Genomic DNA, 26,130 nt, shown 5'->3' on the forward strand with positions numbered 1-26,130 from the left:
CGGTTACCTCCGCGGTCCTCGAACTAGGGGGCGAACGACAGCGTTTCCTCTCCGGTAACGACCTGGAAGCAACCCCGACTCGGGTCGTCGTCGGAGTGCCGCTTCACCGGCACCGGGTCAGGCGCATGGCGTTCAGCGTTGCCTCGTTCCAGTCGACGCCGCCGAGGAGCACTGATCGGGGAGGCCGAACGTCAGTTGATCGCCCGCGAGCATCGCCGGGTAGCCCTGGCCGTGCGCACCGACAACGTCCGCGCCATCCGCCTCTACCGGCGGCTACGTTTCGCCGTATGGCGGCCCGAACTGCTCGATACGCTCCACGAGCACGTGGGCGACGACGGCAGCATCGTGCGGGAACAGGAGCGCTGCCTTGTCTACGTGAAGACGCTCGACGGATGATGCGCTGACCGAAGTGGCGGCCGCCCCCGCCACGCCGGCCCACCGATGTGATCAGCCGCATGCGATTTTCGGCGCGCTCGCTGGAGCGACGGCCGCGAGATGGCGGATCCTCATTAGTCATGAAGGTTGTCGTGGAGTCGGCGAGCGCGCTTTCGTTCGCGGACGGCTCGCCGGTACGCGCCGCGTCGGCGATCGTTTCCTTCGGAGGCGGCTGGCTCGTCGTGCAGGACGATGCGACGCACGCCGCGTGGGTACGGCCGTCGGGGATCACGCCGGTGCGGGTGGTCGAGGCCGTCGACGGGCTCGACGTGTTCAGCGAGGCGGCCGGAACGAAACATCTCAAGCCCGATTTCGAGGCGGCCTGCGCGATCGGGGGCGCGGCGCTGCTGCTCGGCTCCGGCTCGTCGCCGGCGCGGATGCGGGGCTCGCTGGTGCGGCTCGATGCCGGCGGGAATCCGGCTTTCACCGTTGCGGACCTTGCGCCGGTCTATCGCCGTGTCGCGGCGGCGATGGGGCTGGCCGATCAGCTCAACCTCGAGGGCGCCTGCGTGGTCGGAGATCGACTGCGGTGGTTTCAGCGAGCCAATCGGGCCGCGGGAGCGCCGACGGTTTCCGTCGATGTCGACCTGGAGGCGTTGCTGGCAACATTCGCGGGCGGGGAGCGAAAGGTCGCGGTCGGGAACGTCCGGCACTACGACCTGGGCGACGTGGACGGGGTCGCGCTCGGGGTGACCGACGCGGTCGCGGCCGGCGACGGGCTGGTGCTGGTCAGCGCGGTCGCCGAGGACACGTCCAACGCGATCGACGACGGCCCGGTCGCGGGTGCTGCCCTGATGCTGCTGGACGACGAAGGCGTACGCGATGTGGGTGTTCTGAACGCGAAAGTTGAGGGCCTGGCTTTCGCGGGAACGACGCTCCTGGCCGTGGTCGACGCCGACGACCCGGCCGCGCCTTCGCTGCAGTTGACGCTGAGGGTCGCCTACTAGAAGGTGCGGCCGCGAAAGTCGTCAGGCGGTGACGGCGAACCCGCCGGTCCACGAAATCTTCTCGCCGGCGGCCAGCGTGATCTGCAGGAAGGCGAGCGCCTCCAGCTCGCGCGCCCGCTTGAGCGACCCGGCGTCGACGGCCTTGAGGCCGGCGGCGGCGACCACCCCGGAGAGCAGCGCCTTGGCGTCCGCGTCGTCGCCCGCGATCAGGACGGTGGTGGTCTCGGCGCCGATGCTGCCCGATGCGAGGGTGCCGCCGAAGTTGGTGTTGAAGGCCTTCACGACCCGCGCGGTGGGGACGGCGGCGGCGATCTCGGCAGCCGCGGAGCTGTCGGCGGGAACGGTGAGGCCGTCGAAGGTCGCGAAGTCGATCGGGTTGGTGATGTCCACCACGACCTTGCCGGCCAGCTGGCCGGCGCGCTCGGCGAGAACGGCCGCGACCGACGGGTACGGAACCGCGAGCACCACGATGTCGCCGGTGACCGCCTGGTCCGCGTGCGAGGTGTTGAGCAGCTCGACCGTGTGGCCGCCCTTGGCCGCGAGGCCGGCGATCGCCTGACCCATGTTTCCGGTGCCGAGGATGCTGATGTGCGCCATGGTGGCCTCCTGAAGCCAATTGGTTGTAGAAACAACCATCTCACGGCGACGTAGGTTGTAGCAACAACTAAAGCTCCTGTCAGAATGTGATCGTGGATACGCGATGGCTCGACACGGGGGAGATGGCGGCCTGGGTGCGACTGGCCGCCGTGCTGGAGCTGCTGCCCGCCGCGCTGGACGCCCAGCTGCGGCGCGACGCCCAGCTCACCCACTTCGACTACTACGTGCTCGCGATGCTCTCCGAGGCCCCGGGGCGCACGCTCCGGATGACCGCTCTGGCCGAGCGCACGACCGCCACCCTCGCGCGGCTTTCGCACGTGGTGCAGCGGCTGGAGACGCGTGGTCTGCTCGAGCGCTTTCCCTGCCCCGAGGACCGGCGTGCGACGAACGCCCGCCTCACCGAGGCGGGCTGGGAGAAGGTCGAGGAGAGCGCGCCGGGCCATGTCGCGACCGTTCGCGAGTACGTGATCGACGCGCTCACCCACGAGCAGGTGATCCAGCTGGCCGCGATCGCCGACTCCGTCCTGCACCGGCTCGACCCGGACGGCGCGCGATCGGCGATCTACGAGCGTTACGACCTCTGAGGCGATCTACTCGGCCGGCAGCACGACCTCCGTCCGCGCGGGCCCGCCGGCCCGGATCGAGAACGGCACACCGGAAACCATGTAGTCGCCGTGGAAACCGCGCACCGTCAGCCCGCCGTCCGCTCCGGTGCGCATCTCGGTCGGCGGCAGCCACCATTCGTCCTTGATGAGCGACTCGAGCGCGTCGTACGACGGCTTTCGCGTGCCGTCCGATCGGAGGAGCCCGATCGGCGCCCCGAGCCAGGCGCCGTCATCGGTCAGTCCCCAGTAGTTGATGCCCTGGACGGCCGGGTGCTCGACCAGCGTGCGGTAGTGCCGGACGATTTCGTTCGCCTGGCGGGCCTCACCGACCGGCGTCGTCGGCCATGAGGAGATCCGGTAGTCGTTGAGGTCGGTGATCTCGCGCGGCATCACGTGACCGGAGACGAGGCTGGTCTCGGTCATGTACAGCGGCAGCCCGTAGCGCGCGAACCGGTCGAGCATCTCGGTCGTGTACTCCTCGCCGCGATAGCCCTGGTGCATGTGGGTCTGCAGACCGATCGCATCGATCTTTATCCCGGCCTCGAGAACCCCTTCGATCAGAATTTCGTACGCCGAGCTCAGGTCGAAGTCGTTGAGGACCAGCGTCGCGGACGGGTTGGCGGCGCGCGCCTCCTCGAACGCCATCCGCACCATCGCGATCCGGCCCCGGGCCCGGGCCAGCGGGGTGATGGCGTTCTCCCCGTTCGCGAAGACCGGCATGATCACGGCCTCGTTGATCGCGTCCCAGGTGTCGATCAGCCCGGCGAAACGTTCGACCACGTCGCGGATCCGGGTGCGGACCCGGCGCTCGACCTCGTCCAGTTCCAGCCCCATCAGCCAGCCCGGCTGCACCGTGTGCCAGAGCAGCGGATGGCCCTTCACCGCGACGCCCTGATCGGCCAACCACCGTGCCGTTTTCTCGAGCCGGTCGGCATCTGTCATGCCCGGTAGCGGCTCATATCTGCCCCAATAGAAGGGCAAAGTCGCGACGTTGAAGAGGTTTGTCCACAGCCCGGCGAGGACGTTGAGCCCCGGCCCCCTGTGGATAACTCCGCCGAAGCCCTCGACGTCGTCTATAACTTCTGGATCGGGCCCGCCGACGAGCGGAACGAAATCGAAGCCGATGTTGCCGAAGGCGAATGCGTGCCGTTGCTGCGCGACGGTGACGAGCCTTTCGGCGACCGGTCGGCGGTCGGGTCCGAGCACCGTGAGTGTGACCTCGCCGAAGCGGTGATCGAGATTCGATGTCATGGAAACTTTCTCCGAAGATTGCGAAAGTGTCGTGCGAAACCGCAGCATAGGTACGCCCGTTCCACGCCGTCAACGGCCCGGAATCACACAGATAGGCACGATGCACATGCCCAGCAAGCCCCGCGGCCCTCGCCTGGCCGACATCGCCAAGCTGGCCAATGTCTCGGAATCGACGGTCTCCAAGGTTCTCAACGGGCGAACGGGAGTCTCGGCCGGCACGCGCGCACGGGTCGAGGCGTACCTGCAGGACACACCGCATCAGCCGCGGGCCACGAAACGGCCGACCGCCCCACTGCTCGACGTGCTCTGCTACGAGATCGACAGCCCGTTCGGCAGTGAGGTGGTGGCCCACATCGAGCAGGCCGCACGCCAGGACGGCCTGGGCATGGTGCTGACCGGCTCGAACGCCGACAACCTGCCGCATCCGGGGTGGGTCGGCGACGTCCTGAGCCGCCAGCCCGTCGGCGTCGTGCTCATCGCCTGCCGCCTGCTCGAGGCCGATCGCAAGATGCTGCGTTCGCGCAACATCCAGATCGTGGTCATCGACCCGGCCGGCACCCCGGCGCCCGACATCCCGTCGATCGGCTCGGCCGACTGGAACGGCGGTTACCTGGCCACCCGCCACCTCATCGACCTGGGACACCGCCGGATCGGGATCATCACCGGCCCGCCCGACATGATGGCCTCGACCGCCCGCTTCTCCGGTTTCCGCGCTGCGCTCGACCGGGCCGGCATCGCGATCGAGCCCGAGCTCGTCCGTCCCGGTCAGTTCCACCATGCCGACGGCCTGGCCGAGGGCCTCGCGCTGCTGTCCCGGCCGGACCGGCCCACCGCGATCTTCGCCTCCTCCGACCTGTACGCGCTGGGCGTGTACGAGGCGGCGCGCACGCTGGGCATCGGCATCCCGGACGAGCTGTCCGTGGTGGGCTACGACGACCTGCGGATCGCCCAGTGGGCCGGGCCGCCGCTGACCACCGTGCACGTCCCCCTGGCCGGGATGGCCCAGCACGCCGTGCACCTGATCCGGCGGCTCGGCGGCGAGCCCGAGCTGGCCTTCACCCGGATCGACATCGACACCTCGCTGGTGGTCCGGTCCAGCACGACCGTGCCAACGAAAGTTTCCAACTAATCAAGAAACGTTGACGCGCAAGTTTCGCGCGGCCTAGCCTCGGGCAACAGCCAGGGCGGTCCCGACCACTGGTCCGGACCGCCCTCTCATTTCCCTGATGCCCGCAAGCTCCATGAGAAGTGGAGAGGGTCCCATGCGCCTTCTGCCCGTCCTCGCCGCCGCGACTCTCGCCGTGTCCGCCCTGACCGCCTGCGGTGGCGGCTCCGACACCACCGCCGATGCCGGGAGCGCGACCTCCGGCACCGTGAACTGGTGGGGCTGGACGCCGACCGACAACGCGACGGCCGACACCTACATCGCCGCGTTCAACAAGCAGTATCCGAACATCAAGGTCAACTTCAAGCTGGTCAACATCTCCGACTGGGTCGCCGCCCTGCGTCCCGCCCTGGCCTCCGGCAACGGGCCCGACGTCTTCGACATGCAGCCCGGGGCGTACGTGTCGCAATTCAAGTCCTTCGCGGTCGACCAGACGAAGATCGCCGAGGACGCGCTCGGCGCCGACTGGAAGTCCAAGGTCGCGCCGATCGGGATCAGCGGACTGTCCGCCGACGGCAAGCTCACCGCGCTCTCGGTCGGCTCGGTCTACGCCGGCATGCTGTGGATCAACGGTGACATCTTCAAGAAGTACTCGCTGCACCCGCCCACCACGCTCGCCGAGTGGGTGCACGTCTGCGACGTCCTCAAGCAGAACAAGGTCGGCTGCTTCGTGCAGGGAGCGGCCCAGGAGGGCTTCGACCAGGACACGCTGCAGTCGATCGCCAACTCGGTGCAGCCCGGTCTCTGGACGAAAGCTTCCACCGGCGACGCCAAATGGACCGACCCCGGCATCGTCAAGACGCTCGAGATCTGGAAGCAGCTGTTCGACAAGGGGATCATGCAGCCCGGCGCAGTCGGCTACCAGCAGTACCCGGACGCCAACAACGACTTCCTGACCGGCAAGTACGGCATGGTCATGATGGGCACCTGGTACACCCAGTACGCCACGAACAAGGCGATGACCGCCGCGCTCGGCGCCGCCGGCGTCAGCGGCGCGAAGCCGTTCCCGATTCTGCCCATCGCGTTCCCCGACGTGGCCGGCGCCGGCAACACCAGCGAGATGTACGGCGACGCCGATTTCGGCCTGGCCATCTCGACCAAGGCGAAGTCGCGGGCCGCCGCGGAAACCTTCGTGAAGTGGATGGCCACCAGCAAGGAGGGCCAGCAGGCGATCGCCAACCAGCTGAACGACCTGCCCGCGCTCAAGGGCGTCGAGCCCGACTTCGGCACCATCCAGCTGGTCGACCCGGCCTCGCAGAAAGAGCCGGTGGAGCAGCTGATCGAGAAGGTCGGCAGCGTCACCGAGCCGCGTGAGGCGCTGCTCAACGCCGACGTGCAGACCGGCATCCTGGCCGCTGCCACCTCGGTGGCGACCGGCAAGGCAACCCCCGCCGACGCGGCCAAGGCCCTCCAGCAGGCCGCCGAGGCCGCGGGAGTGACCTTCAAGTGACCGCGTCGTCCACGCTGACGCGCCCCGGGCGAGCCGCCGCGAGCGGTGGCGGCCGGCCGGGGCGCCGCGGCCCGCGGCGGCCGCCGGGCCTGCCCTGGATCCTCCCCGCGCTGGTGCTGAGCGTCGGGCTGATCTATTACGGCATCGGCTACACCGGATACATCTCGACGCTCAACTGGGACGGCATCAGCCCCGGCCCGGAAAGCGTCGGCGCGAAGAACTACACACGGATCCTGCACGACCCGGTTTTCTGGACGGCGGTCCGGCACACCGTGGTTTTCTTCGTGGTCACTTTCGTGATCCAGACGCTGCTCGGGCTGGCGTTCGCCGTGATAGCACACTCGCGTCTACGGCTCGCCGGTCTCTACAAGGTGATCGTGTTCATCCCGGTGGTGCTCGCGCCGGCCATCATGGCGCCGGTCTTCCGGCACATGTTCGCCCCCGACGGCGAGCTCAACGCGGTTCTCTCGCACGTCGGGCTCGGCTCGCTGGCCCAGCCGTGGATCGGCCAGACCAGCACCGCTCTGCCGGTGATCATGTTCATCACGGTCTGGGAGTGGACGGGCGTTACGTTCATCCTCTACTACGCGGCGATGACGCAGGTCGACCCGTCGGTGCTCGAGGCCGCGCGGATGGACGGCGCCGGCAACTGGCGCACGCTGCGCAGCATCATCTGGCCGGAGCTGCGCGGCACCACGATCGCGCTGGCCATCCTCGGCGCGATCGGCGCGCTGAAGACGTTCGACGTGCCGTACCTGGTGACGATCGGTGGCCCGAACTACGCCACCGAGTTCCTCGGCACCTACATCTATCGACAGACCATCCCGCTCGCGCACGTCGGGTACGGGGCCGCGCTTTCCATCATCCTGCTGGTGGTGGCATTGGTCATGGCCCTCGTCCTGCAGCTCGCCGGGCGCGAGCGGGATGCGGGGCGGCGCTGATGTTCGAGATCCGCTCCCGGGCCGGCCGGGTCCTGCTGCAGATCGTGGCGACGATCCTCGTGCTGCCGTACCTGTTCCCGCTGATCGTGATGGTCAAGGGCGCGTTCGCCGGCGAGGGTGTGCAGAACTTTCGCGCGGTCCTCGGCGTGCCCGGCTTCGCCCGCTTCTTCGTGAACAGCGTGATCGTCGCGGCCGCCGTCATCGTGCTGGTCTACGCGGTGACCATGATGGCCGCGTTCGGTTTCGCGAAACTGCACATCCGATTCCGCGAGGTCTACTTCTGGCTGCTGCTGGCCTGCCTGACGCTGCCCGAGGTTGTCCTGCTGGCCCCGCTTTTCGCGACCGACACGAAACTCGGCCTCTACGACACCTATTGGGCGGTGATCCTGCCGCTGGCGGCGCTGCAGGTGCCGTTCGCCGTGCTGCTCAGCCGCAACTTCATCAACAGCCTGCCGGACGAGCTGTTCGAGGCGGCCCGGGTGGACGGCGCGAACTCGTACCGCGGCTTCCGCTACCTGGTGATCCCGCTGACCCGGCCGATCGCCGCCGCGGTGATCATCTTCACGCTGGTCGCGGCCTGGAACGACTACCTCATGCCGCTGGTCTTCCTCCAGTCGCCGAGCCTGCAGACCATCACGCTGGTCCCGCAGTTCTTCGTCGGCGAGTTCAGCAACGACCAGACGAAGATTCTCGCCTCGGCCGTCATCACCGCCATTCCCGAGGTCGTCGCGTACCTCAGCCTCCAGCGTCTCTTCGAGCGCGGCCTCTCGGCCGGCGCCATCAAGTGAAAGTGACAGGTGACATCGTGCCGCTCATCCACGTCCACCTCGACCGCGAGGTTTTCGAGAAACTTCACGAGGAGATCGGGAACGCGATCCACGACGCGCAGATCGAGGCGCTGGGCATCCCCGCCGACGACCGGTTCCAGATCTTTCAGCCGCACGGTCCCGGCGAGCTCAAGTTCGACCCCGGCTACAACGACGTGGACCGCCGCAACCTGCTGGTGATCCGGGTGATCGCCGTGCACATGTACCCGGTGAACACCAAACGGGCGTTCTTCGAGGCGGTCGTGGGCCGGCTCGAGCCCCTCGGCATCCGCCCGCAGGACGTGCTGATCAGCCTGACCGAGAACGGCTTCGAGGATTGGTACGCCGGAAAATGAGCATCGACCCCGCCCCCTTGTCCGTGCTCTACCTCGGCGGCACGGGCACCATCAGCGCCTCCTGCGTGCGGCTTTCCGTCGCCTCGGGAATGCGCGTGACGGTCGTCAACCGCGGCCGCAACCGGCAGGAACGCGGGCTGCCCCACGAGGTGGAGACGCTCGTCGCCGACGTCGCCGACGAAAGTTCGCTGGCTTCCGCGATCGGCGACCGCACCTTCGACTCGGTGGTCAATTTTCTTTCGTACGACGAAAGCGACGCGCTCCGGATGGCCGGCCTGTTCGGGCCGCGCGCCGCGCAGTACGTGCACATCAGCTCGGGCTCCATCTACGCCAAGCCGGTGCGCCAGGTGCCCATCGACGAGTCCACACCCACCGGACCCAACCCCCCGCTCCCGTACGCGACGGCGAAGTGGCGCGCCGAGAGGGCGCTGCTCGACGCGTACGCGGAGAAGGGCTTTCCGGTGACGATCGTGCGCCCGTCGCACACCTACGACGACGCGAACCCGCCGCTGCCCGGCGGCTGGACCGTCGTCGACCGCATGGTCCGGGGCGCCGAGATTCCGGTGCACGGCGACGGGACCTCGCTGTGGACCCTCACGCACGCCGAGGACTTCGCGCAGGGCCTCGTCGGCCTGCTGGGCAACCCCCGGACCGCGGGGGAGACCTTCAACATCACCGGGCCCGACGTGTACACCTGGGACCAGATCTACACGATCATGGCGGCCGCGCTCGGCGTCGAGGCCCGCCTCGTGCACGTCGCCTCCGAAATGTTCCCGCTGGTGGCGCCCGAGTGGTTCTGGTCCGGCGAGATGGTCGGCGACCTCGGGCACAGCGCGGTCTTCGACAACACGAAAATTCGCACTTTCGTGCCGGGATTCGCGCCGCGGCTCACTTTCCACCGCGCCGCGAACCGCATGGTCGCCTGGCGCCGCGACCACCCGGAGAGCACCCGCGGCGACGCCGGCGACGACGCCGTCCTCACCCGGATCGTCGACGCTTACCACGCCGCCCGCGATATTTTCGCTGCAAAGGGGGTGCCCGCATGATCGAACTCGGCAGCACCGGACTGCAGGTCACGGCCCTGTGCGTGGGCACGAGCCCGCTCGCGAGCATGCCCGGCCTCTACGGGTACGAGGTGAGTGAGCACCGCGCGGTGGAAACCGTCGACGCGGTGCTTTCCGGCGGCGCCATCAACTTCATCGACACGTCGAACGGCTACGGCGCCGACGGCTCGGCCGAACGCCGGATCGGCCTGGCGCTGCGCGGGCGCGGCGGGCTCCCGCCGGGCGTCGTGCTCGCCACGAAGGTCGACCCCGATCCGCACACCGGCGATTTCTCGGGCAAGCGGGTCCGTCGGTCGCTCGAGGAGAGCCTCGAACGGCTCGGCCTCGACCGGGTGCAGTTGCTGCACCTGCACGATCCCGAGCGGATCAGTTTCGCGGAGGGCACCGCGCCGGGCGGCCCGGTCGAGACGCTGGCCGAGCTGAAGCGGGAAGGGCTCGCCGAGCATCTGGGCGTCGCCGGGGGACCGGTCGGGCTCATGCGGCAGTACCTGGACACCGGCGTCTTCGAGGTGGTGCTCACGCACAACCGGTACACGCTGCTCGACCGCTCGGCCGAGAAACTTTTCCGCGACGCGCACGCGCGTGGCATCGGGGTGCTCAACGCCGCGCCGTACGGCGGCGGCATGCTGGCGAAAGGCCCGGAGAAACAGGAGAAGTACGCCTACGGCCGGCGCGACGACACGATCGCCGCGGCCGCCATCGCGATTCGCGACGCGGCGTCCCGGGTTGGCGTGCCGCTCGCCGCGGCGGCGCTGCAGTTTTCGTTGCGGGCCCCGTTCGTCCACTCCACGGTGGTCGGCGTCTCGTCGCCGGAGCGGGTCGCCGAAACCGTCGCCCTCGCCGAGACGCCTGTCCCGGAAAGTCTGTGGGCCGAGCTGGACGCCCTGACGCCCGACCCGCGGCACTGGCTGGACCCGCCCCGGTAGGCCGCCCGTCCCTTCGCCACCCTGGGCGCCTCGATCCGCCAGACGGAGGCGCACCCCCCGGGGGGCCGGCCCGCCCGGCGCCCCGGGCCGGCCTCGCCCTGCGGCCGGCCTCGCCCTGCGGCCGGCCTCGCCCTGCGGCCGGCCTCGCCCTGCGGCCGGCCTCGCCCTGCGGCCGGTTTCGGGCGTCACGGTTCCGGCTCGGGCCGCTCGGCGAGGTGAGATCCTTGGATTTCCACGGTGGCGAGAAAGCACGTCGAAGGGAGCCGAGCCGGTGGCCTGGTGGCGGGACGCGGTGATCTATCAGGTCTACCCGCGCAGCTTCGCGGATTCCGACGGCGACGGCGTCGGCGACCTGCCCGGCGTGATCGAGCACCTGCCGTACCTCTCCCAGCTCGGCGTCGACGCCATCTGGCTCAACCCGTTCTACCCGTCCCCGCAGGCCGACGCCGGCTACGACGTGGCCGACTACCGCGACGTCGAGCCGCTCTTCGGCACCCTCGCCGACGCCGACCGCCTGATCGCCGACGCGCACCGGCTGGGCCTGCGCGTCGTGGTCGACCTCGTGCCCAACCACACCTCCTCGAAGCACCCCTGGTTCAAGCGCGCGTTGGCCGGCGACCCCGAGGCACGCGCCCGGTACATCTTTCGCGACAAGCCCAACGGCTGGCAGTCGGTCTTCGGCGGCTCGGCGTGGACCCAGGTCGACGACGGCCAGTGGTACCTGCATCTGTTCGACGCCGAGCAGCCCGACCTCGACTGGACGAACCCCGAGGTGGTCGCCGAGTTCGAGAGCATCCTGCGGTTCTGGCTAGACCGCGGCGTCGACGGGTTTCGCATCGATGTCGCGCACGGTCTGCGCAAGGACCCGAACCTTCGGGAGCTGCCCGGCGACCTCGACCCCGGCCTGCCCGTGCACGTCGCCCAGCCCGGCCATCCGTTCTGGGACCAGGACGAGGTGCACGAGATCTGGCGCGGCTGGCGGCGGATCCTCGACGCGTACGCGGGCGATCGGGTCAGCGTCGCCGAGGCCTGGGTCTACGATTTCGCGCGGCTCGGCCTCTATCTGCGACCCGACGAGCTGCACACAGCGTTCAACTTCTCGTTCCTGGTCGCGCCCTGGGACGCGAAAGCTTTCCGCACGGCGATCGACGACACGATCGCCGGTCTCGCGCCGTTCGGGGCGCCGGCCACCTGGGTGCTCTCCAACCACGACGTGGTGCGCCACGCGAGCCGGTACGGCGGCGGCGAAACCGGGCAGCGGCGGGCCCGCGCGGCGGCGCTGATGATGCTGGCGCTCCCCGGCGGCGCCTACCTCTACCAGGGGGAGGAACTGGGGCTCGAGGAGGTTTTCGACATTCCCGACGCCTTGCGGCAAGACCCCAATTTCTTGCGGACGGGCGGCGCCGAGCGCGGCCGGGACGGATGCCGGGTGCCCCTGCCCTGGTCGGGCGCCACCCCGCCGTTCGGCTTCAGCCCGCCCGGCGCCGGCGAGCCGCCCTGGCTGCCGCAGCCCGCCGCCTGGGCGAACCGGACAGTCGAGGCCGAGCGGCGCGACCCCGGCTCGATGCTCTCGCTCTACCGGGAGGCGCTGGCCCTGCGCCGCCGGCACCTCGGCGACGGCGGCCTGGAGTGGCTCGACGACGGCGACGAATCGGTTCTCTGCTTCCGCCGCATGCCCGGCCGGCTCGTCTGCGTGGTCAACACCGGCACGAACCCGGTCACGTTGCCTACCGGCGAGGTGCTCCTCGCGAGCGCGCCCCTGAACGCCGACGGCACGCTGCCGGGGGAGGCCGCCGCCTGGCTGCGTTGACGCCCTGCTCTATGGTTACGTCGCGCGACGGGCGTCGATGGAGGGGGACCGGATGGCGACGCCACTCCGGCCGGGTGACGGCACACGGATCGGCCGGTACGACCTGGTAGGGCGGCTCGGCGAGGGCGGCATGGGCACGGTCTACCTCGGCCGGTCGTCGGAGGGGCGACCGGTCGCGATCAAGACCGTCCGGCTCGACTTCACCGGCGACGACGAGTTCCGCGCCCGCTTTCGCAGCGAGGTCAACCGCGCGCGGCAGGTCCCGCCGTTCTGCACCGCCGAGGTGCTCGACGCCGACCCCGACCACGAGCCGCCGTACCTGGTCGTCGAGTACGTCGACGGTCCCAGCCTCGCCACGAAAGTGCGCGAGGACGGGCCCCTCGCCGGCGCCGCGCTGCACGGGCTCGCGATCGGCATCGCCACCGCGCTCACCGCGATCCACGGCGCCGGAGTGATCCACCGCGACCTCAAACCGGCGAACGTGCTGCTCGCGCCGGGCGGCATCAAGGTCATCGACTTCGGCATCGCCCGTGCCTTCGAGGCGACCAGCCGGCACACCCGCACCGATCAGATGGTCGGCACGGTCGCGTACATGGCGCCCGAGCGATTCGATCCCGCGCCCGGCCGTCCGACCACCGCGGCGGCGGACATCTTCGCGTGGGGCGCCGTCGTCGCGTACGCGGCGACCGGCCGTACCCCCTTCGACGCCGACTCCGCCACCGCGACCGCCGTACGGATCCTGACCCAGCCACCGGAGCTCACCGGCCTGCCGGCCTCGCTGCGCGACGCGGCCGAGTGGGCGCTGGCGAAGGAGCCGCAGGACCGCCCCACGGCCCGCCAGCTGCTCGACATCCTGGTCGCCGCCCCGACGGCCGTGGTGCCGGCACTCGCCGAGACCCCCGCGCCACCCGTCGGCGTGCCGGTGTCGCCCGCGGCGGTTCTCGCCCCGCCGGCGCCCGTCGAGCCGGACGCCTTTCCGTCTCCCACCGGTCCGTCTCGCACCGGCCCGTCTGGCACCGGCCCGTCCCGCACCGGCGGCCGTCGCCTCCGCGCCGCAGCGATCGGCGCCGTCGCCGTCCTGGTGCTGGCCGGCGCCGGTCTTGTCGCCTCGCACGAGCTCCTCGCCGCGAGCACGCCCGAGCCGGCGGCCACCCCACCGTCCGGCGGCTCCAACGCGTCCTCCCGGTCTGCGCCGGCTCCGGTCGACACGCACGCCGCGATCCTCCGCGGCACCCACCGCACGCTGATCCACATCGCCGAGGCCGACCGCGACCTCGCCCTCGACCTGCACGACAACCAGGTCGTCGCCGGCGACGGCACCGGCGCGAAGTCGCTGTTCCTCCTGGTCCCGTACGGCGTGGACTACATGATCAGGACCCTGCGGGACACCATTGCGGCCGAGGAGACCTGTCTCGGCGTGAAGATCGTCCCGGACGGCGCTGCCTCGCTGGCCCCCACCGCCTGCGAGCCGACCGCCGCGACCGTGTTCTCGCTGAGCGCCGCGAACGGCAAGGACGACAAGGGCCGCCCGACCTACTTCCTGGCCAACGAGACCTACGGTTTCGTCCAGTTCAGCCCCTCCACGCACACCGTTTTCGTCGAGGAGGTCGGCGACGCACCGCCGCTGTCCACGTTCAGCCTGGTCGATCGCGGCCCGAACTGACCGCCGCCCGGCACGCGAAAGATTCCAGAAAGGGGATCGGTGCGGGGTCTGTTCCCGAAGCCCCGTTCCGACGATGATCCGTTGATGCGGACAGAGGTGAGCGGCGGGCGCCGGGCCGGTTGGATCGGGGCCGGGTACGCCGCCCAGGGCTTCGGCTACGCGGCGGTGGTCACCGCCCTGCCGACGTTCAAGGAGCGGCAGGGGATCGACGACGGTTTCGTCTCCGTCATCCTGCTGCTGGTCTGCGTGGCCGCGGCGGGCGGATCGATCCTCGCCGACAAGGCCGCCGCGCGCTGGGGGAGCCGCTATGCGCTGAGCGGCGGCCTGCTCGCGGTGGCCGCCGGTCTCGGGCTCACGACTTTCCACACGCCGACCCCGGTTTTCACGGTCATCCTCATCGCGTACGGAATCGGGCTCGGCGCCGTCGACGCCAGCCTGAGCATGCAAGGGGTCCTGGTTCAGGCGCGCCTCGGGCGCAGCGTGATGAGCCGCCTTTTCGCCGCCTACACCGCCGCCGCCATCACCGCCGCCCTGCTCATGTCCGGTTTCGCCGCCTCGGGCGGGGGAGCGGCACTGGCCGTCGGGGCCGCCGCTGTCTTCGCCGCCGGAGTCGTGTTCGCGGGCTTCTCGTCGCTCGAGCCCGCGAAAACTGTCATGCCCGACTTGGTCGGCGACAAGCGCCGCGACGGCACCCGGCATGTCGTCCTGGTGTGCGGCGCCTTCATCTTCACCGCTTTCCTCGCCGACTCGGCCGTCTCCACGTGGAGTTCCGTCTATCTCGACGACTCGTTGCTCGCCTCGGCAGCCGTGGTCCCGCTCGGCTACGCCGCCTACCAGGCCGCCGTGCTTGTTTCGCGCCTGGCCGGCGACCATGTCGTGCCGCGGATCGGACGAGGTCCCGCCGCGGCGGGGAGTCTGCTGGTCTGCGCGGTCGGCTGCGGGATCGTGGTCGCCATCCCGGCGATCGTCCCGGCGATCGTCGGTTTCGCGCTCGCCGGCATCGGCGTCGGCATCCTCGTTCCGCTGGCGTTCAGCGCGGCGGGGGAGGCCTCGCCGGGCCACAGCGACGAGGTGATCGCCCGGGTCAACCTCTTCAACTACGGCGGCGCGCTGGTCGGCGCGGTGCTGCTGGGCGCGCTCTCCGAGCCGGTCGGCCTGCGCACCGCGTTCCTGATTCCGGTGATCGGCCTGATCGCGACAATCCCGGTGGTGCGCGCCCTGCGCCGCCTCCCCACGACGTCGGCAGTGCTGCCGCCGGCAACCGCGCCACGCTGAGCGCGGCGCTGCCTCGTATATGTCATCGGTTTGATCGTTAATTTCCGCCGCTCCAGGATGGCTGTCACAAATCGGTTCCCCGCCCGGTCTTAGGTGGCGACAGCAGAACGGCTGCTGGAAAGGGTGTGAAGCCATGAACATCGCCGTCCTGGGCGGGACCGGGCTCATCGGGTCGCAGGTCGTCAAGCTCCTCGAAGCGGCCGGGCACGATGCGACGCCGCTGTCGCCGTCCAACGGGGTGGACCTGCTCACCGGAGAGGGGCTCGACGGGGCGCTCAAGGGCGCCGACGTGGTCGTCAACCTGACGAACTCACCAACGTTCGACGACGCGTCGCCGGCTTTCTTTCAGACGAGCATGGACAACATGCTGGTCGCCGCGAAGCGCGAGGGGGTCGGCCACGCGGTCATCCTCTCCATCGTCGGCGTCGACCAGGTGCCCGACCTCGCCTACTACCGGGCCAAGGTGCTGCAGGAGAAGATCCTCGAGGCCGGCCCGGTTCCGTACTCCATCGTTCGCGCCACCCAGTTCTTCGAGTTCATGCCCTCGGTTCTTTCGTGGACCTCGGACGAGAACACAGTGCGCCTGCCCGCCACACCGGTGCAGCCGATCGCGTCCGCGGACATCTCCAAGGCGGTCGCCGAGGTCAGCGCCGGAAAGCCGCTCAACGGCATCCGCAACGTGGGCGGCCCGGAGGTCTTCACGCTCGACGAGCTGGGCCGGATCGTGCTCGAGGCCAAGGGCGACAAGCGCGCGGTCGTCGTCGACAACACGGCCGGAATGTTCGCGGCTGTTCAGGGCGACGTGCTTACCGCCCCGGCGAACGCCATCCTTTCCACCACGACCTTCCGCGAGTGGCTGGCGACGCAGAAGTAGTCCGACACTCTAAAAGGGCGCCGGAAACCCGGCGCCCTTTTGCTTTCTCAGTACTTGACGTCGGCCAGCGAGATCGAGGCCTCCCAGAGGCGCGTCGCCGCCTCCGTGTCCTGCGCCGGGCGATAGATCCGCAGCTCGGTCGGCCCGCCGGTGAACTGGCCGAAGCCGTCGGGGCCGTAGAGCCGGCCACCCCGCGCCGCCGGGTCGGTCGCCGCGTACAGCGCGGGCAGTAGGCCCTGGTCGACGCCCTGCACGAGCAGGCCCCACTTGTTGAACCGGGTCATGATCTTCTCGAGCGGGGAGGGCTTTTCGCGGCCCATGTTCGGGCCGGCCGCGTAGAGCCCGGTCAGCGTCGTGCCCGGGTGCGCGGCGTTGCTGAGGATGCCCCAGCCCTCCGCCGTCGCGCGACGGTGGAGCTCGAGCGCGAAAAGCAGGTTGGCAAGTTTCGACTGCCCGTACGCCTTAACCGCCGAATATTTCTCCGAGTTCTGCAGGTCGTCGAAGTTGAGCGCCGCCCGCTTCGCCGAGGCGCTGGTCATGGTCGTGACCCGGGCGTTGCCCGCAGTCAGCAGCGGCAGCAACTGCCCGGTGAGCGCGAAATGCCCGATGTGGTTGGTGCCGAACTGCAGCTCGAGGCCGTCCGCGGTGGTGTGCCGGGTCGCGGGCGCCATCACGCCGGCGTTGTTGATCAGGATGTTGACGGGCCGGTCCAGGCTCCGCGCGAACGCGGCGACCGAGTCCAGCGAGGCCAGGTCGAGCTCGCCCAGCGACACGCGGGCGTCCGGCGCCGTGGCCCGGACGCGGTCGAGCGCGGTCTTGCCCTTGGCGGGGTCGCGGACCGGGAGGATCAGCTCGGCGCCGGCCTCGGCGAGACGGGTGGCCAGGCCGAGCCCCACACCGCTGCTCGCGCCCGTGACGACCGCGAGCTGGCCGGAAAGATCGTTGTTCATGATGAAAAACTCCTGTTCAGGGGCGGTGCCAGTGGTGCAATTTGGCCGGATTCAGCACGATCCATACGGTCGTGATCCGGTCCGCCGTGGCGCCGACGGCGACCACGGCCACGGCGGTGCCGTCCCGGCGCAGGGCCAGGCCGGCACGGCCGTTGACGCTCTCGACGGTCAGCTCGGTCCCGGGCCGATCGGAGAGCAGGGCGAGGATCAGGCGGGCGACGCCGGCCGGGCCGCGCACCGGCGCGACGGCGGCGAGAACCTGCCCGCCGCCGTCGCAGAGGGCCACGGCCTCGCCGTGCAGGAGCGCCTCGAGCGCCTCGAGGTCGCCCCGTGCGCAGGCCCGGGCCAGCCGGCGTACGACGTCGTCAGGGGAGGGGTGCATCGGAGCGCGACGACACCAGCTCTCGGGCCGCGGCCTCGGCGCCCGGCTCCTTCGAGGCTTGCCCGGCCGAAGAGCTTTGCCCGGCCGGAGAGGCTTGCCCGGCCGGAGAGGCTTGCCCGGCCGGAGAGGCTTGCCCGGCCGGAGAGCCTTCCCCGGCGGGCAGGACGAGACCGCCCGTGACGAACGCGTCCCGCGGGTGCTGCACCGAGGCGAGCGACACGATGTCGCGCCCGAACAGCGCCGCGGTCGCCCAGACGAACAGGACGCGTACCTTGCGCTCCCAGGTGGGCACGGCCAGCACGTGGTACCCGCGGTGCATCACCCACGCCGGGAATCCCTTGATGACCAGGCGGTGGTACTGGAAGATGCCGCGCCCGAGGCCGAGCGTCGCCACCGTGCCGAGGCTGTGGTGCACGTACGGCTTGGGTTTGCGCCCGCGCAGCGTGGCGATGATGTTTTTCGCGAGCAACTTTCCCTGCCGCACGGCGTGCTGCGCGTTGGGCACCGTCGCGGCGCCCTCATGTGAGGCCGCCAGGTCGGGCACCGCGGCGTCGTCGCCGGCGCCCCACGCGTCCTCGACCGGCGCCTCGTCGGTGCCCACCCGCAGGTCGGCCCGCACGACGAGCATGCCGCGCGCGTCGATCGGCAGGTCGGTGTGGTTGTGCACCATCGGGTTCGCGCCGTTGCCCACGGTCCAGACGATCAGCTCGGAGTCGAACTCCTCCCCGGTCGAGAGCACCACATGGCCGTCGGTCGCGTCGAGGAGTTGCGCGTTGAGGTGTACGCGCGCGCCGCGCTCCTCGAGCGAGCGCACCACCCACTCGCCGGGCTTGTCGGTCACCTCGGGCAGGATCCGGTCGCGCGCCTCCACCAAGTGGAAGCGCACCTCGTCGGCGCTGAGCTCGGGGTAGCGCTTGACCAGCGCGGTCGCCAGCGAAAGCAGCTCGCCGAAGCCCTCGACGCCGGAGAACCCGCCGCCGACGAACGTCACGGTGAGCAGCCGTTCGCGCCGCGGGCCGGGAGGAAGCGTCGCCGCCTGGTCGAAAGCGGTCAGCAGGCGGTCGCGGATGGCGACGGCCTCCTCGACGTGCTTCATGCCGATCGCGTTCTCGGCGATGCCCGGGACGGCCAGCTTGCGGGTCAATGCTCCGGCGGTGACGACGATGATGTCGTACGGGATGGGGAATTCGGGTCCTTCGGCCGGGCGCACGGTGACCGTGCGATCAGCGTGGTCGATCCGGGTCACCGCCCCGGTGATCAGCTTGGTCCGGCGCAGGTGCCGGCGCTGGGACACGGCGGCGTGCCGGGCCTCGACCGAGCCGGCGAGCACCTCGGGCAGGAACGGCTGATATGTCATGTACGGCCGGGGGTCGACGACGATGACGCGTGCCTCGCCCCGGCGGAGTTTCTTCTCCAGTTTCCAAGCGGTGTAGAAGCCGGCATAGCCCCCACCGACCACCAAGATCGTCCGCACGGTGACTCCAGTTCTCTAGCAATCGCCAGCTAAGACAGGAAACCGTGCGGTTTTGTGACATCAATGGATGGCTGAAAGTTTCTCCGGGTTCATCATCCAGAACAGCTCGTCGATACCGTCCGCCGACGCGGTCAGCGCGACCACGCCGAGCAGCTCGCCCTTGCGGGTCATCACGGCGCTGGGCTGCCCGTTCGCGGTGACCCAGCGGATCTCGACGCCCTCCCAGTACCAGCTCGAGAACGCCGCGATGAACTTCGCCACCCGCTCGGCGCCCGCCACGACCTTGCGCGCCACGTTCCGCGTGCCGTTGCCGTCGGAGACGCTCGCCACGTCGGCGGCGAAAAGCTTCTCGAGGGCCTGCAGGTCGCCGGAGCGGGCCGCCTCGAGGAAAGTCGCGAGCAGTTCGCGCTGCATGACGTCGGAAACCGGGATCTTGCGCTCGCCGGTGACGTGTTTGCGGGCCCGGCTGACCAGCTGGCGCACGGCCGGCTCGGTCGACTGCAGAATGTCGGCGATCTGCGAGTACGGATAGTCGAACGCCTCGCGCAGCACGTAGGCGGCCCGCTCGGTCGGCGTCAGCTTCTCCATCAGCATGAGCACCGCGAACTCGAGGGCTTCGCCGCGCTCCGCGCCCAGGTAGGGGTCGGCGGCGGTGTCGACCGGCTCGGGCAGCCACGGCCCGACGTACGTCTCCCGGCGGGCGCGGGCCGACTGAAGCTCGTTGATCGCCAGCCGGGTCGTGGTGGTCGCCAGGAAAGCGGCGGGGTTTTCCACCGTGGCGCGGTCGTATGCCTGCCAGCGCAACCACACGTCCTGCACCAGGTCCTCGGCCTCGGTGGCGCTGCCGAGCATCCGGTATGCGATCCCGAACAGTCGCGGCCGCACCCCCGTGAAGATCTTGGCGGCCTCGTCGAGATCCCCCAGCATGCCTTCGTCTCCCCCCAGCTTGTCGACCCCCCATCCTCACCCGGCGAGCAGCCGATCACCAGTGTGCCCCGGGCAACACCGGCTCCGCTGTCACAGATTCCGGAGCCACCCGGTCTGGCCTAGCGAGACGTCAGAAAGGGCAGACAAATGACGGACCACGTGCTCGAACCCGCGGCGCAAGAGATCGCCGACGCCACCAGCAAACCCCCATTCCTGTACGACCTCGGCGTCGCCGGAGCGCGAAAGTTGCTCGACGACATCCAGGCCGCCCCGATCGCGAAACCCGACGTGGACGAAAAGTGGATCACGGTGCCTGCCGACGCCGGTGACGTCCGCGTCCGCATCGTCAAGCCGCTCGGCGCCACCGGGACGCTCCCGGCCATCCTGTACGTGCACGGCGGCGGCTGGATCCTCGGCAACGCCGGCACCCACGACCGGCTCGTCCGTGAGCTCGCGGTGGGGGTGAACGCCGCGGTCGTCTTCGTCGAGTACGACCGGTCGCCGGAGGCCCGGTACCCGGTGGCGATCGAGCAGGCGTACGCGACGGCGCAGTGGATCGTGAAAGAGGGCGCCACCGAGGGGCTCGACGCGTCGCGGCTCGCGATCGCCGGCGACTCGGTCGGCGGCTGCATGACCGCCGCGGTGGCGATCCTCGCGAAACAGCGCGGCGACGTCAGTTTCGTCCACCAGTCGATGTACTACCCGGTCACCGACGCCGGGCAGGACACCGGAAGTTACCGCGAGTTCGCAGCCGGGCCGTACCTGCTGGCCAAGAGCATGGCCTGGTTCTGGGACGCGTATCTCCCGGAGAAGGAAAAGCGCAGCGAAATCACGGCTTCGCCGCTGCGGGCGACCCTCGACGACCTCGCCGGGTTGCCCGAGGCGTTCCTGATCGTCGACGAGAACGACGTGCTGCGCGACGAGGGCGAGGCGTACGCCCGCAAGCTCACCGCGGCCGGCGTGCGGACCACCGCGGTCCGCTACAACGGCACGCTCCACGACTTCATGATGCTCAACCCCGTTCGCGGCACCGCCGCCGCGACCGGCGCCATCGAGCAGGCCATCTCCATCCTTCGCAAGGCCCTAGGGAGCAACTGATGTCCGAGACCAAGCCCACCGTCGTCCTCGTTCACGGCGCGTTCGCCGAGTCCGCCAGCTGGAACGGCGTGATCGAGCGCCTGCACGACGCCGGCTACGACAGCGTCGCCGTCGCCAACCCGCTGCGCAGCCTCGCCGGTGACGCCGCCTACGTCCGCGACGTGCTCAAGTCGATCCCGGGCCCGATCGTCCTCGCCGGCCACTCGTACGGCGGCATGGTCATCACCGAGGCGGCCGCCGGCCTCGAGTCGGTCACCGGCCTCGTGTACGTCTGTGCTTTCGCTCCCGAGACGGGCGAGTCCGCGTTCGAGCTGTCCGCGAAGTTCCCCGGCAGCACCCTCGGCGATGCCCTGAACGCCTACCCGGTCAGCACCGGCGGCAACGAGCTCGCCATCCGCCAGGACGCTTTCCACCACCAGTTCTGCGCCGACGTGCCGGTGAAGGAGGCCGCGCTGATGTACCACACGCAGCGCCCGGCCACCCAGACCGCGCTCACCGACACCGTGGCGACCGACCAGCCGGCCTGGCGCACCATCCCGTCGTGGTTCGTCTTCAGCGACCAGGACCTCAACATCCCGGTCGCGCTGCACCGCTTCATGGCCCAGCGTTCGGGCGGCAAGGGCGTACGCGAGATCGCCGGCGCCTCCCACGCGCTGAGCGTTTCGCAGCCGGAGGCCGTCACCCAGACGATCCTGGAAGCCGCGCAGTAGTCCCGCGGGCCGATCGGCCGGATCCCCGGTTCGGGGGTCCGGCCGCTCGTCTTCCGCCTTTCCGGCCGGCCCGGTCGCGGCGATCTACCAGTAGCCGGCGTCGCAGGAATGGCGGCCTACCAGTAGCCGGCGCCGCAGGAATGGCGGCCTACCAGTAGCCGGCGCCGCAGGAATTGCGGTCTACCAGTAGCCGGCGCCGTAGGAATGGCGGCCCTCGTGCCGGCCGAACAGCGAGCACGCGTTGCCGCCGGCGGCCGGGTCGCCCGGATCGCGCTTCGCGGGACATACGCGCAGCGGGTTGATCTCGGAGGCCTGCAGGGTCCAGAGCACCCACCACGCCGTGTCACCGGCGTGCTGGCCGAGGCAGGCGTGCGGACCCACGTGGTCGTGCTCCAGCTCGCAGCGCAGCACCCGCACGACCGGCCCGCGGCCGGGCCGCGACAACTGCTCGAGCCAGGCGAGCTGGCCGGCGTCGAGCTCGAACCGGGCCGGGCAGCGGCTGCCGTCGGCCGCGACCCCGGCGACCACGTAGTGCCCGGCGCCCTTACGCGCGGTGATCAGGCCGTCGTTGCGGAGCGTGCGCAGCGCGGACTGCACGGTCGCGCGGGCGACGTGATGCCGCGCCGCGAGCTCGTGCTGGGACGGAAGTTTCGCCCCGACCGGGAGTCTGCCGTCGAGAATCTGGTCGCGCAGGCCCGCGGCGATGAGCCGGTAGGGCGGCGGACCGGTGGTCGACATCGCTCGATGGTCACCTGGCTGGCCAGGGACAACAAGTACGCACCCGCGCCCCTGTCATCGACGGACGTGACAACGAGCGATGTCCTGATCGTGGGCGCCGGCCCGGTCGGTCTGCCCACCGCTCAGCGTGCGGGCTCTCGCACGCCCGCACCGGGACGGCGCTATGCCAGCGGCAGCACCACCCGCGACAGCGCCGGCCGGACCCCGACGACCGTGCCCGCCGGGTAGCGCAGCGTGTGGTCGCGATCCGTCGAGATGACGACCAGGCCGATGCGGTGCCCGGCGGCGAAGACGTGGTCCTCGGGCTGAAGTTTCCAGCGGAACGTGTACGGCTTGCCGGCCACGATCGGCGTGGTCACGGCGGGGGAGAAGCGGTTGCGCACGTCGAGCCATCCCCGGCTGACAATTTCGTACGGCGTGGTGGCGGTGACGTACTCGCGCCGGTTGAAGCAGCCCGGGTCGCCCTCGATGCCGGGGCCGATGCAGTCCTGGGTGGCCAGTGTGCGGGTGCCGGCGTAGCGGGTCGCCTCGCCGTAGTCGACCAGCATCGCCGTCAGGTACGGCGACTTGCCGGCGATGTCGGCGCGCAGCGTGACCTCCACGGTTCCGGAAAGACGGGTTTCGCGCGGCAGCGGCGGGGTGCGGAAGACCAGGCGGTTCGGGTCGGTTGCGGTCTCGTCGGCGGCGAGCTCTTCGGGCGTACGCGCGGGGTTGTCGACGAAACTCTGGCGTGGGCCGCCGCCGAGAGGCAGCGGTACCGCCCTGCTCGCGGGAACGGGCCACGCCGGGGACGTGCGCCACGCGTTCGGCGCGACCTCCACATCGGCCATCGGCTCGCGCATGATGTCGTTGTCGATGCGGTACAGCCAGTGGTCGAACCACCGGTGCAGCGTGTCGAGCCAGACGTCACGGCGGAGGTTGAAGGGGTCGGCGTGGCCGCCCTGGTGCAGCCAGATCTTGCGCGGCACGTGGTTCGCGGCGAGCGCGTCCCACCACTGACCGAACTGCTGGGTGCGCACGTTGTCGTCGTGCAGCCCGTGCACCACGAAAACGCTGGCCCGCACCTTTCCGGCATCGGGCAGATAGTTTCGCTCCGCCCAGTACGCGCTGTAGTCGCCGGTTTCGCGGTCCTGGTCGCGCTCAAGGCTCGCCATGACGCCGGCGCAGGCCGAAGGATTCGCGCGGGTAAGCACCGCTTTCGCGAGCACATCGGTGTCCTCGCCCTGAAAGCCGCCGGGCGCGACCACGCCGCCGTTGGCGCGGTAGTAGTCGTACCAGCTGGAGATCGCGGCGATCGGCACGATCGTTTCGAGGCCGCGCACGCCGGTCGCGGCGACCGCGTTGGGCAGAGTGCCGTTGTAGGAGACGCCGATCATGCCGGTGCGCCCGGTCGACCAGTCCGCCCGCACCGGGGCGCCTGCCGCGTCGAAAGCTCGCGCCCGGCCGTTGAGCCAGTCCACGACGGCTTTCATGCCGAGCGTCTCGTTGCGGCCGCCGGAGGTGGGGCAGCCGTCCGACCCGCCGGTGCCGAGGCTGTCGGCGAAGACGACCGCATAGCCGCGCGGCACGAAATAGTTGTCGAGGTAGCCGCCGAACGTGACAGTCTCCGCGCGGCTGAAGCTGAGCGCACGGTCGACGTCGTCGTGGTTGGCGACGTCGTTGAGGCCCGCGTAGTAGGGGCTCGCCTGGAAGACGACCGGCACCTTGGGCGCGCCGGCGGGGCGGATGATCCGCACGGCGACCCGGTCGGGCGCGCCGTCGGAGTCACTGTCCACAGCGGTCTGCACCCAGACTTGTTCCCGGATGGCCTGGCTGTAGTCGTACACCGGAAGGGTTTCGGTTTTCGTGGCCGCTTCCGCCGGCGCCGCGAAAGCGGCCACCAGCAAAGAAGAAACCAGCAGCGGTACGATACGCATCGGCTCACCATATAGCCGATTGTCGATTCCTCAGGCGGCCGCCGGCGTGAGCAGGAGCTCGGGGTCGGCGGGCCGGCGCAGGTGGAAGCCCTGGCCGAGGTCGCAGCCGAGCCGGCGCATCGCGACCAGTTGCGCCTCGGTCTCGATGCCCTCGATCACCGTGCGCAGGCGCAGCGCCCTGGCCAGGCCGACCACCGCGCGGATCACCGCGAGGTCCTCGACGGTCGGCTCGGCGTGCGCGATGAAGGCCCGGTCGATCTTCAGCTCGTCGACCGGCAGGCGTTGCAGGTACGACAGCGAGGAGTAGCCGGTGCCGAAATCGTCGACGGCCAGGCCCACGCCGAGCGCCTTGAGGTCGGTGAGGCAGGCGATCGCGGTGTCCGGGTCGTTCATCACGACCGACTCGGTCAGCTCCAGGGTCACCGCGGTCGGCGGGAGGCCGGTCCCGGCGAGCATCCGCTGCACGTCGGCGGCGAACGACGGGTCGGTGAGCTGGCGCCCGGAGACGTTGATGTTGAGCCTGAGATCGGGCATCGCGCGGCGCCAGCGGGCGGCCTGTTCGCCGGCGGTCCGCAGCACCCAGCGGCCGATGTCGATGATCAGGCCGTTCTCCTCGGCCATCGGCACGAAATCCGCGGGCGGCACGTAGCGTCCGTCCGGCCGGCGCCAGCGCACCAGCGCCTCGACGCCGGCCGTCGCGCCGTCGGCGAGCCGGATCAGCGGCTGGTACTGCAGGTGGAACTCGTCGTGCTCGAGCGCCCGCTGGAGGTCGCTGGTCAGGGTGAGCCGGGTCAGCGCCTCGGCGTGCATTTGCTGCGCGAAGACTGCGACCTTCCCGGGCCCTTCCTTCTTCGCTTTGTACATCGCCACGTCGGCGTTGCCGAGCAGGTCGCCCGGGTCGACGGGCGCGGCGTCGCTGTGGGTGGCGATGCCGATGCTGGCGCCGATGAACACGTCGCGGCCGGCGATGTGGAACGGCCGGCGGATCGCGTCGATGAGCCGCTGCGCGACCGGCACCGCGTCGGCGGCGCCCGTGTCGTCGAGCAGGACCGCGAACTCGTCGCCGCCGAGCCGCGCGCCCACGTCGGCGGGGCGCAGGCAGTGCCGGATCCGGCCGGCGACGTGCCCGAGCAGCTCGTCGCCGGCGCGGTGGCCGAGGCTGTCGTTGACCGCCTTGAACCGGTCGAGGTCGATGAACAGCACGCTGGCGGGCGTCGCGGCGCGTACCTTTTCCTCGAGCTTCTCGAGAAACAGCACCCGGGTGGGCAGGCCGGTCAGCGAGTCGTGCCGGGCCTCGCGCAGAGATTCGAGCAGGGCGAGCCGCTCGGCGGCCTCCCGCTCCCGCTCCTCGCGCAAGTTTCGCTCGGCGCTGAGCAACGTGATGTTGTCCAGCGCCAGGCCGAGCGTCTGCGCCATGGCCTGCAACAGCTGCCGCTCCTCGGCGCTGAGCGGCTCGCCGATCCGGGCAACCAGCAGGTCGCCGCGGTGGTGCGCGCCGAACCGGGCCGACGCGACGTGCAGGTCGTCGAGGCCGGCCACGTCGATGGTCTCGGCCTCGCGGGCGGCGGCGAGCGCGGCGTCCAGGTCGGCGCCGCGCACGCCCCACGCGACCTCGACCCGGCCGCCGATCAGCACGGCGCCGACCTCGGCCTCGAGGACCTCGCTGGCCCGTTCCATCGCGACCATGGTGGCCGAGCGCTCGTCGCGCGACGAGCCGACCGCGGCGAAGAACTCGGTGAGCTGGTGGGTCGACCAGTGGTTCATGGTCTC

General features: G+C 70.3%; 25 protein-coding genes. 16 read left to right on the forward strand and 9 right to left on the reverse strand.

What is annotated here, in order from left to right; translation table 11 throughout:
* Positions 1-195: 195 nt before the first annotated feature.
* Complete coding sequence (locus ACIA5D_RS08535) at positions 196-396, forward strand: hypothetical protein (protein ID WP_396029218.1); 201 nt, start codon at positions 196-198, stop codon at positions 394-396.
* Between the two features lie 119 nt (positions 397-515).
* Entirely contained in the window at positions 516-1,382 is an 867-nt protein-coding gene (locus tag ACIA5D_RS08540; protein WP_396029219.1) for a DUF6910 family protein, read from the forward strand.
* A 21-nt stretch (positions 1,383-1,403) separates the two neighbouring features.
* Here ACIA5D_RS08540 and ACIA5D_RS08545 read toward each other — a convergent pair whose 3' ends face one another.
* Entirely contained in the window at positions 1,404-1,979 is a 576-nt protein-coding gene (locus tag ACIA5D_RS08545) for an NADPH-dependent F420 reductase (protein ID WP_396029220.1), read from the reverse strand.
* 92 nt (positions 1,980-2,071) lie between these two features.
* Here ACIA5D_RS08545 and ACIA5D_RS08550 point away from each other — a divergent pair, with 92 nt between their 5' ends.
* Positions 2,072-2,563: a MarR family winged helix-turn-helix transcriptional regulator gene (locus ACIA5D_RS08550; protein WP_396029221.1), complete on the forward strand. Its 492-nt coding sequence runs from the start codon at positions 2,072-2,074 to the stop codon at positions 2,561-2,563.
* Between the two features lie 6 nt (positions 2,564-2,569).
* On the opposite strand, the gene ACIA5D_RS08555 is transcribed toward ACIA5D_RS08550, so the two are convergent.
* A complete protein-coding gene (locus ACIA5D_RS08555; protein ID WP_396029222.1) occupies positions 2,570-3,835 on the reverse strand; it encodes an endo-1,4-beta-xylanase in 1,266 nt (421 codons plus the stop codon).
* Positions 3,836-3,941: 106 nt separating this feature from the next.
* Here ACIA5D_RS08555 and ACIA5D_RS08560 point away from each other — a divergent pair, with 106 nt between their 5' ends.
* The 11 genes from ACIA5D_RS08560 to ACIA5D_RS08610 all read left to right on the forward strand — a co-directional run bounded on the left by ACIA5D_RS08560 (position 3,942) and on the right by ACIA5D_RS08610 (position 16,165).
* On the forward strand, positions 3,942-4,964 hold the full coding sequence (locus ACIA5D_RS08560) for a LacI family DNA-binding transcriptional regulator (protein ID WP_396029223.1): 1,023 nt from the start codon (positions 3,942-3,944) through the stop codon (positions 4,962-4,964).
* 133 nt (positions 4,965-5,097) lie between these two features.
* Positions 5,098-6,450 (forward strand): extracellular solute-binding protein, encoded by a 1,353-nt coding sequence (locus tag ACIA5D_RS08565; RefSeq protein WP_396029224.1) that lies wholly within the window; start codon positions 5,098-5,100, stop codon positions 6,448-6,450.
* Entirely contained in the window at positions 6,447-7,391 is a 945-nt protein-coding gene (locus ACIA5D_RS08570; RefSeq protein WP_396029225.1) for a carbohydrate ABC transporter permease, read from the forward strand. Before ACIA5D_RS08565 ends, ACIA5D_RS08570 begins: the two co-directional genes overlap by 4 nt.
* Positions 7,391-8,179 carry a carbohydrate ABC transporter permease gene (locus tag ACIA5D_RS08575; protein WP_396029226.1) on the forward strand — a complete coding sequence of 263 codons (789 nt, stop codon included), beginning with the start codon at positions 7,391-7,393 and terminating at the stop codon, positions 8,177-8,179. Before ACIA5D_RS08570 ends, ACIA5D_RS08575 begins: the two co-directional genes overlap by 1 nt.
* A 2-nt stretch (positions 8,180-8,181) precedes the next feature.
* Positions 8,182-8,553 (forward strand): tautomerase family protein, encoded by a 372-nt coding sequence (locus ACIA5D_RS08580; RefSeq protein WP_396029227.1) that lies wholly within the window; start codon positions 8,182-8,184, stop codon positions 8,551-8,553.
* Entirely contained in the window at positions 8,550-9,599 is a 1,050-nt protein-coding gene (locus ACIA5D_RS08585) for an NAD-dependent epimerase/dehydratase family protein (protein ID WP_396029228.1), read from the forward strand. The genes ACIA5D_RS08580 and ACIA5D_RS08585 overlap by 4 nt, the downstream gene beginning before the upstream one ends.
* Positions 9,596-10,543, forward strand: a complete 948-nt coding sequence (locus ACIA5D_RS08590; protein ID WP_396029229.1) for an aldo/keto reductase — start codon at positions 9,596-9,598, stop codon at positions 10,541-10,543. The genes ACIA5D_RS08585 and ACIA5D_RS08590 overlap by 4 nt, the downstream gene beginning before the upstream one ends.
* A 271-nt stretch (positions 10,544-10,814) precedes the next feature.
* Positions 10,815-12,353, forward strand: a complete 1,539-nt coding sequence (locus tag ACIA5D_RS08595) for a glycoside hydrolase family 13 protein (RefSeq protein WP_396029230.1) — start codon at positions 10,815-10,817, stop codon at positions 12,351-12,353.
* A gap of 52 nt (positions 12,354-12,405) precedes the next feature.
* Positions 12,406-14,016, forward strand: a complete 1,611-nt coding sequence (locus ACIA5D_RS08600; RefSeq protein WP_396029231.1) for a protein kinase — start codon at positions 12,406-12,408, stop codon at positions 14,014-14,016.
* Positions 14,017-14,100: 84 nt separating this feature from the next.
* On the forward strand, positions 14,101-15,291 hold the full coding sequence (locus tag ACIA5D_RS08605; RefSeq protein ID WP_396029232.1) for an MFS transporter: 1,191 nt from the start codon (positions 14,101-14,103) through the stop codon (positions 15,289-15,291).
* A 133-nt stretch (positions 15,292-15,424) separates the two neighbouring features.
* A complete protein-coding gene (locus ACIA5D_RS08610) occupies positions 15,425-16,165 on the forward strand; it encodes an SDR family oxidoreductase (protein ID WP_396029233.1) in 741 nt (246 codons plus the stop codon).
* Positions 16,166-16,212: 47 nt separating this feature from the next.
* On the opposite strand, the gene ACIA5D_RS08615 is transcribed toward ACIA5D_RS08610, so the two are convergent.
* Genes ACIA5D_RS08615 through ACIA5D_RS08630 form a run of 4 tightly spaced genes read right to left on the reverse strand, consistent with a single transcriptional unit; the run spans position 16,213 to position 19,898 of the window.
* Positions 16,213-17,115: an SDR family oxidoreductase gene (locus ACIA5D_RS08615; RefSeq protein WP_396029234.1), complete on the reverse strand. Its 903-nt coding sequence runs from the start codon at positions 17,113-17,115 to the stop codon at positions 16,213-16,215.
* 16 nt (positions 17,116-17,131) lie between these two features.
* Positions 17,132-17,497, reverse strand: coding sequence for a siderophore-interacting protein (locus tag ACIA5D_RS08620; protein ID WP_396029235.1), 366 nt, complete (start codon positions 17,495-17,497; stop codon positions 17,132-17,134).
* On the reverse strand, positions 17,481-18,971 hold the full coding sequence (locus ACIA5D_RS08625) for an FAD-dependent oxidoreductase (RefSeq protein WP_396029236.1): 1,491 nt from the start codon (positions 18,969-18,971) through the stop codon (positions 17,481-17,483). The genes ACIA5D_RS08620 and ACIA5D_RS08625 overlap by 17 nt, the downstream gene beginning before the upstream one ends.
* A gap of 60 nt (positions 18,972-19,031) precedes the next feature.
* Entirely contained in the window at positions 19,032-19,898 is an 867-nt protein-coding gene (locus ACIA5D_RS08630; RefSeq protein WP_396029237.1) for an RNA polymerase sigma-70 factor, read from the reverse strand.
* A gap of 147 nt (positions 19,899-20,045) precedes the next feature.
* Between ACIA5D_RS08630 and ACIA5D_RS08635 the strand changes: the two genes are divergently transcribed.
* On the forward strand, positions 20,046-20,996 hold the full coding sequence (locus tag ACIA5D_RS08635; RefSeq protein WP_396029238.1) for an alpha/beta hydrolase: 951 nt from the start codon (positions 20,046-20,048) through the stop codon (positions 20,994-20,996).
* The gene (locus ACIA5D_RS08640; protein ID WP_396029239.1) at positions 20,996-21,706 is read left to right on the forward strand and encodes an alpha/beta fold hydrolase; all 711 of its coding nucleotides are present in this window, start codon (positions 20,996-20,998) and stop codon (positions 21,704-21,706) included. Before ACIA5D_RS08635 ends, ACIA5D_RS08640 begins: the two co-directional genes overlap by 1 nt.
* Before the next feature lie 180 nt (positions 21,707-21,886).
* On the opposite strand, the gene ACIA5D_RS08645 is transcribed toward ACIA5D_RS08640, so the two are convergent.
* The 3 genes from ACIA5D_RS08645 to ACIA5D_RS08655 all read right to left on the reverse strand — a co-directional run bounded on the left by ACIA5D_RS08645 (position 21,887) and on the right by ACIA5D_RS08655 (position 26,124).
* Positions 21,887-22,444 carry a GntR family transcriptional regulator gene (locus tag ACIA5D_RS08645; protein WP_396029240.1) on the reverse strand — a complete coding sequence of 186 codons (558 nt, stop codon included), beginning with the start codon at positions 22,442-22,444 and terminating at the stop codon, positions 21,887-21,889.
* Between the two features lie 161 nt (positions 22,445-22,605).
* Entirely contained in the window at positions 22,606-24,360 is a 1,755-nt protein-coding gene (locus ACIA5D_RS08650; protein ID WP_396029241.1) for a Xaa-Pro dipeptidyl-peptidase, read from the reverse strand.
* 30 nt (positions 24,361-24,390) lie between these two features.
* Positions 24,391-26,124, reverse strand: a complete 1,734-nt coding sequence (locus ACIA5D_RS08655) for a putative bifunctional diguanylate cyclase/phosphodiesterase (protein ID WP_396029242.1) — start codon at positions 26,122-26,124, stop codon at positions 24,391-24,393.
* Between the last annotated feature and the right edge of the window lie 6 nt (positions 26,125-26,130).

This window comes from Actinoplanes sp. NPDC051513 (assembly GCF_044454685.1).
GTDB lineage: Bacteria > Actinomycetota > Actinomycetes > Mycobacteriales > Micromonosporaceae > Actinoplanes.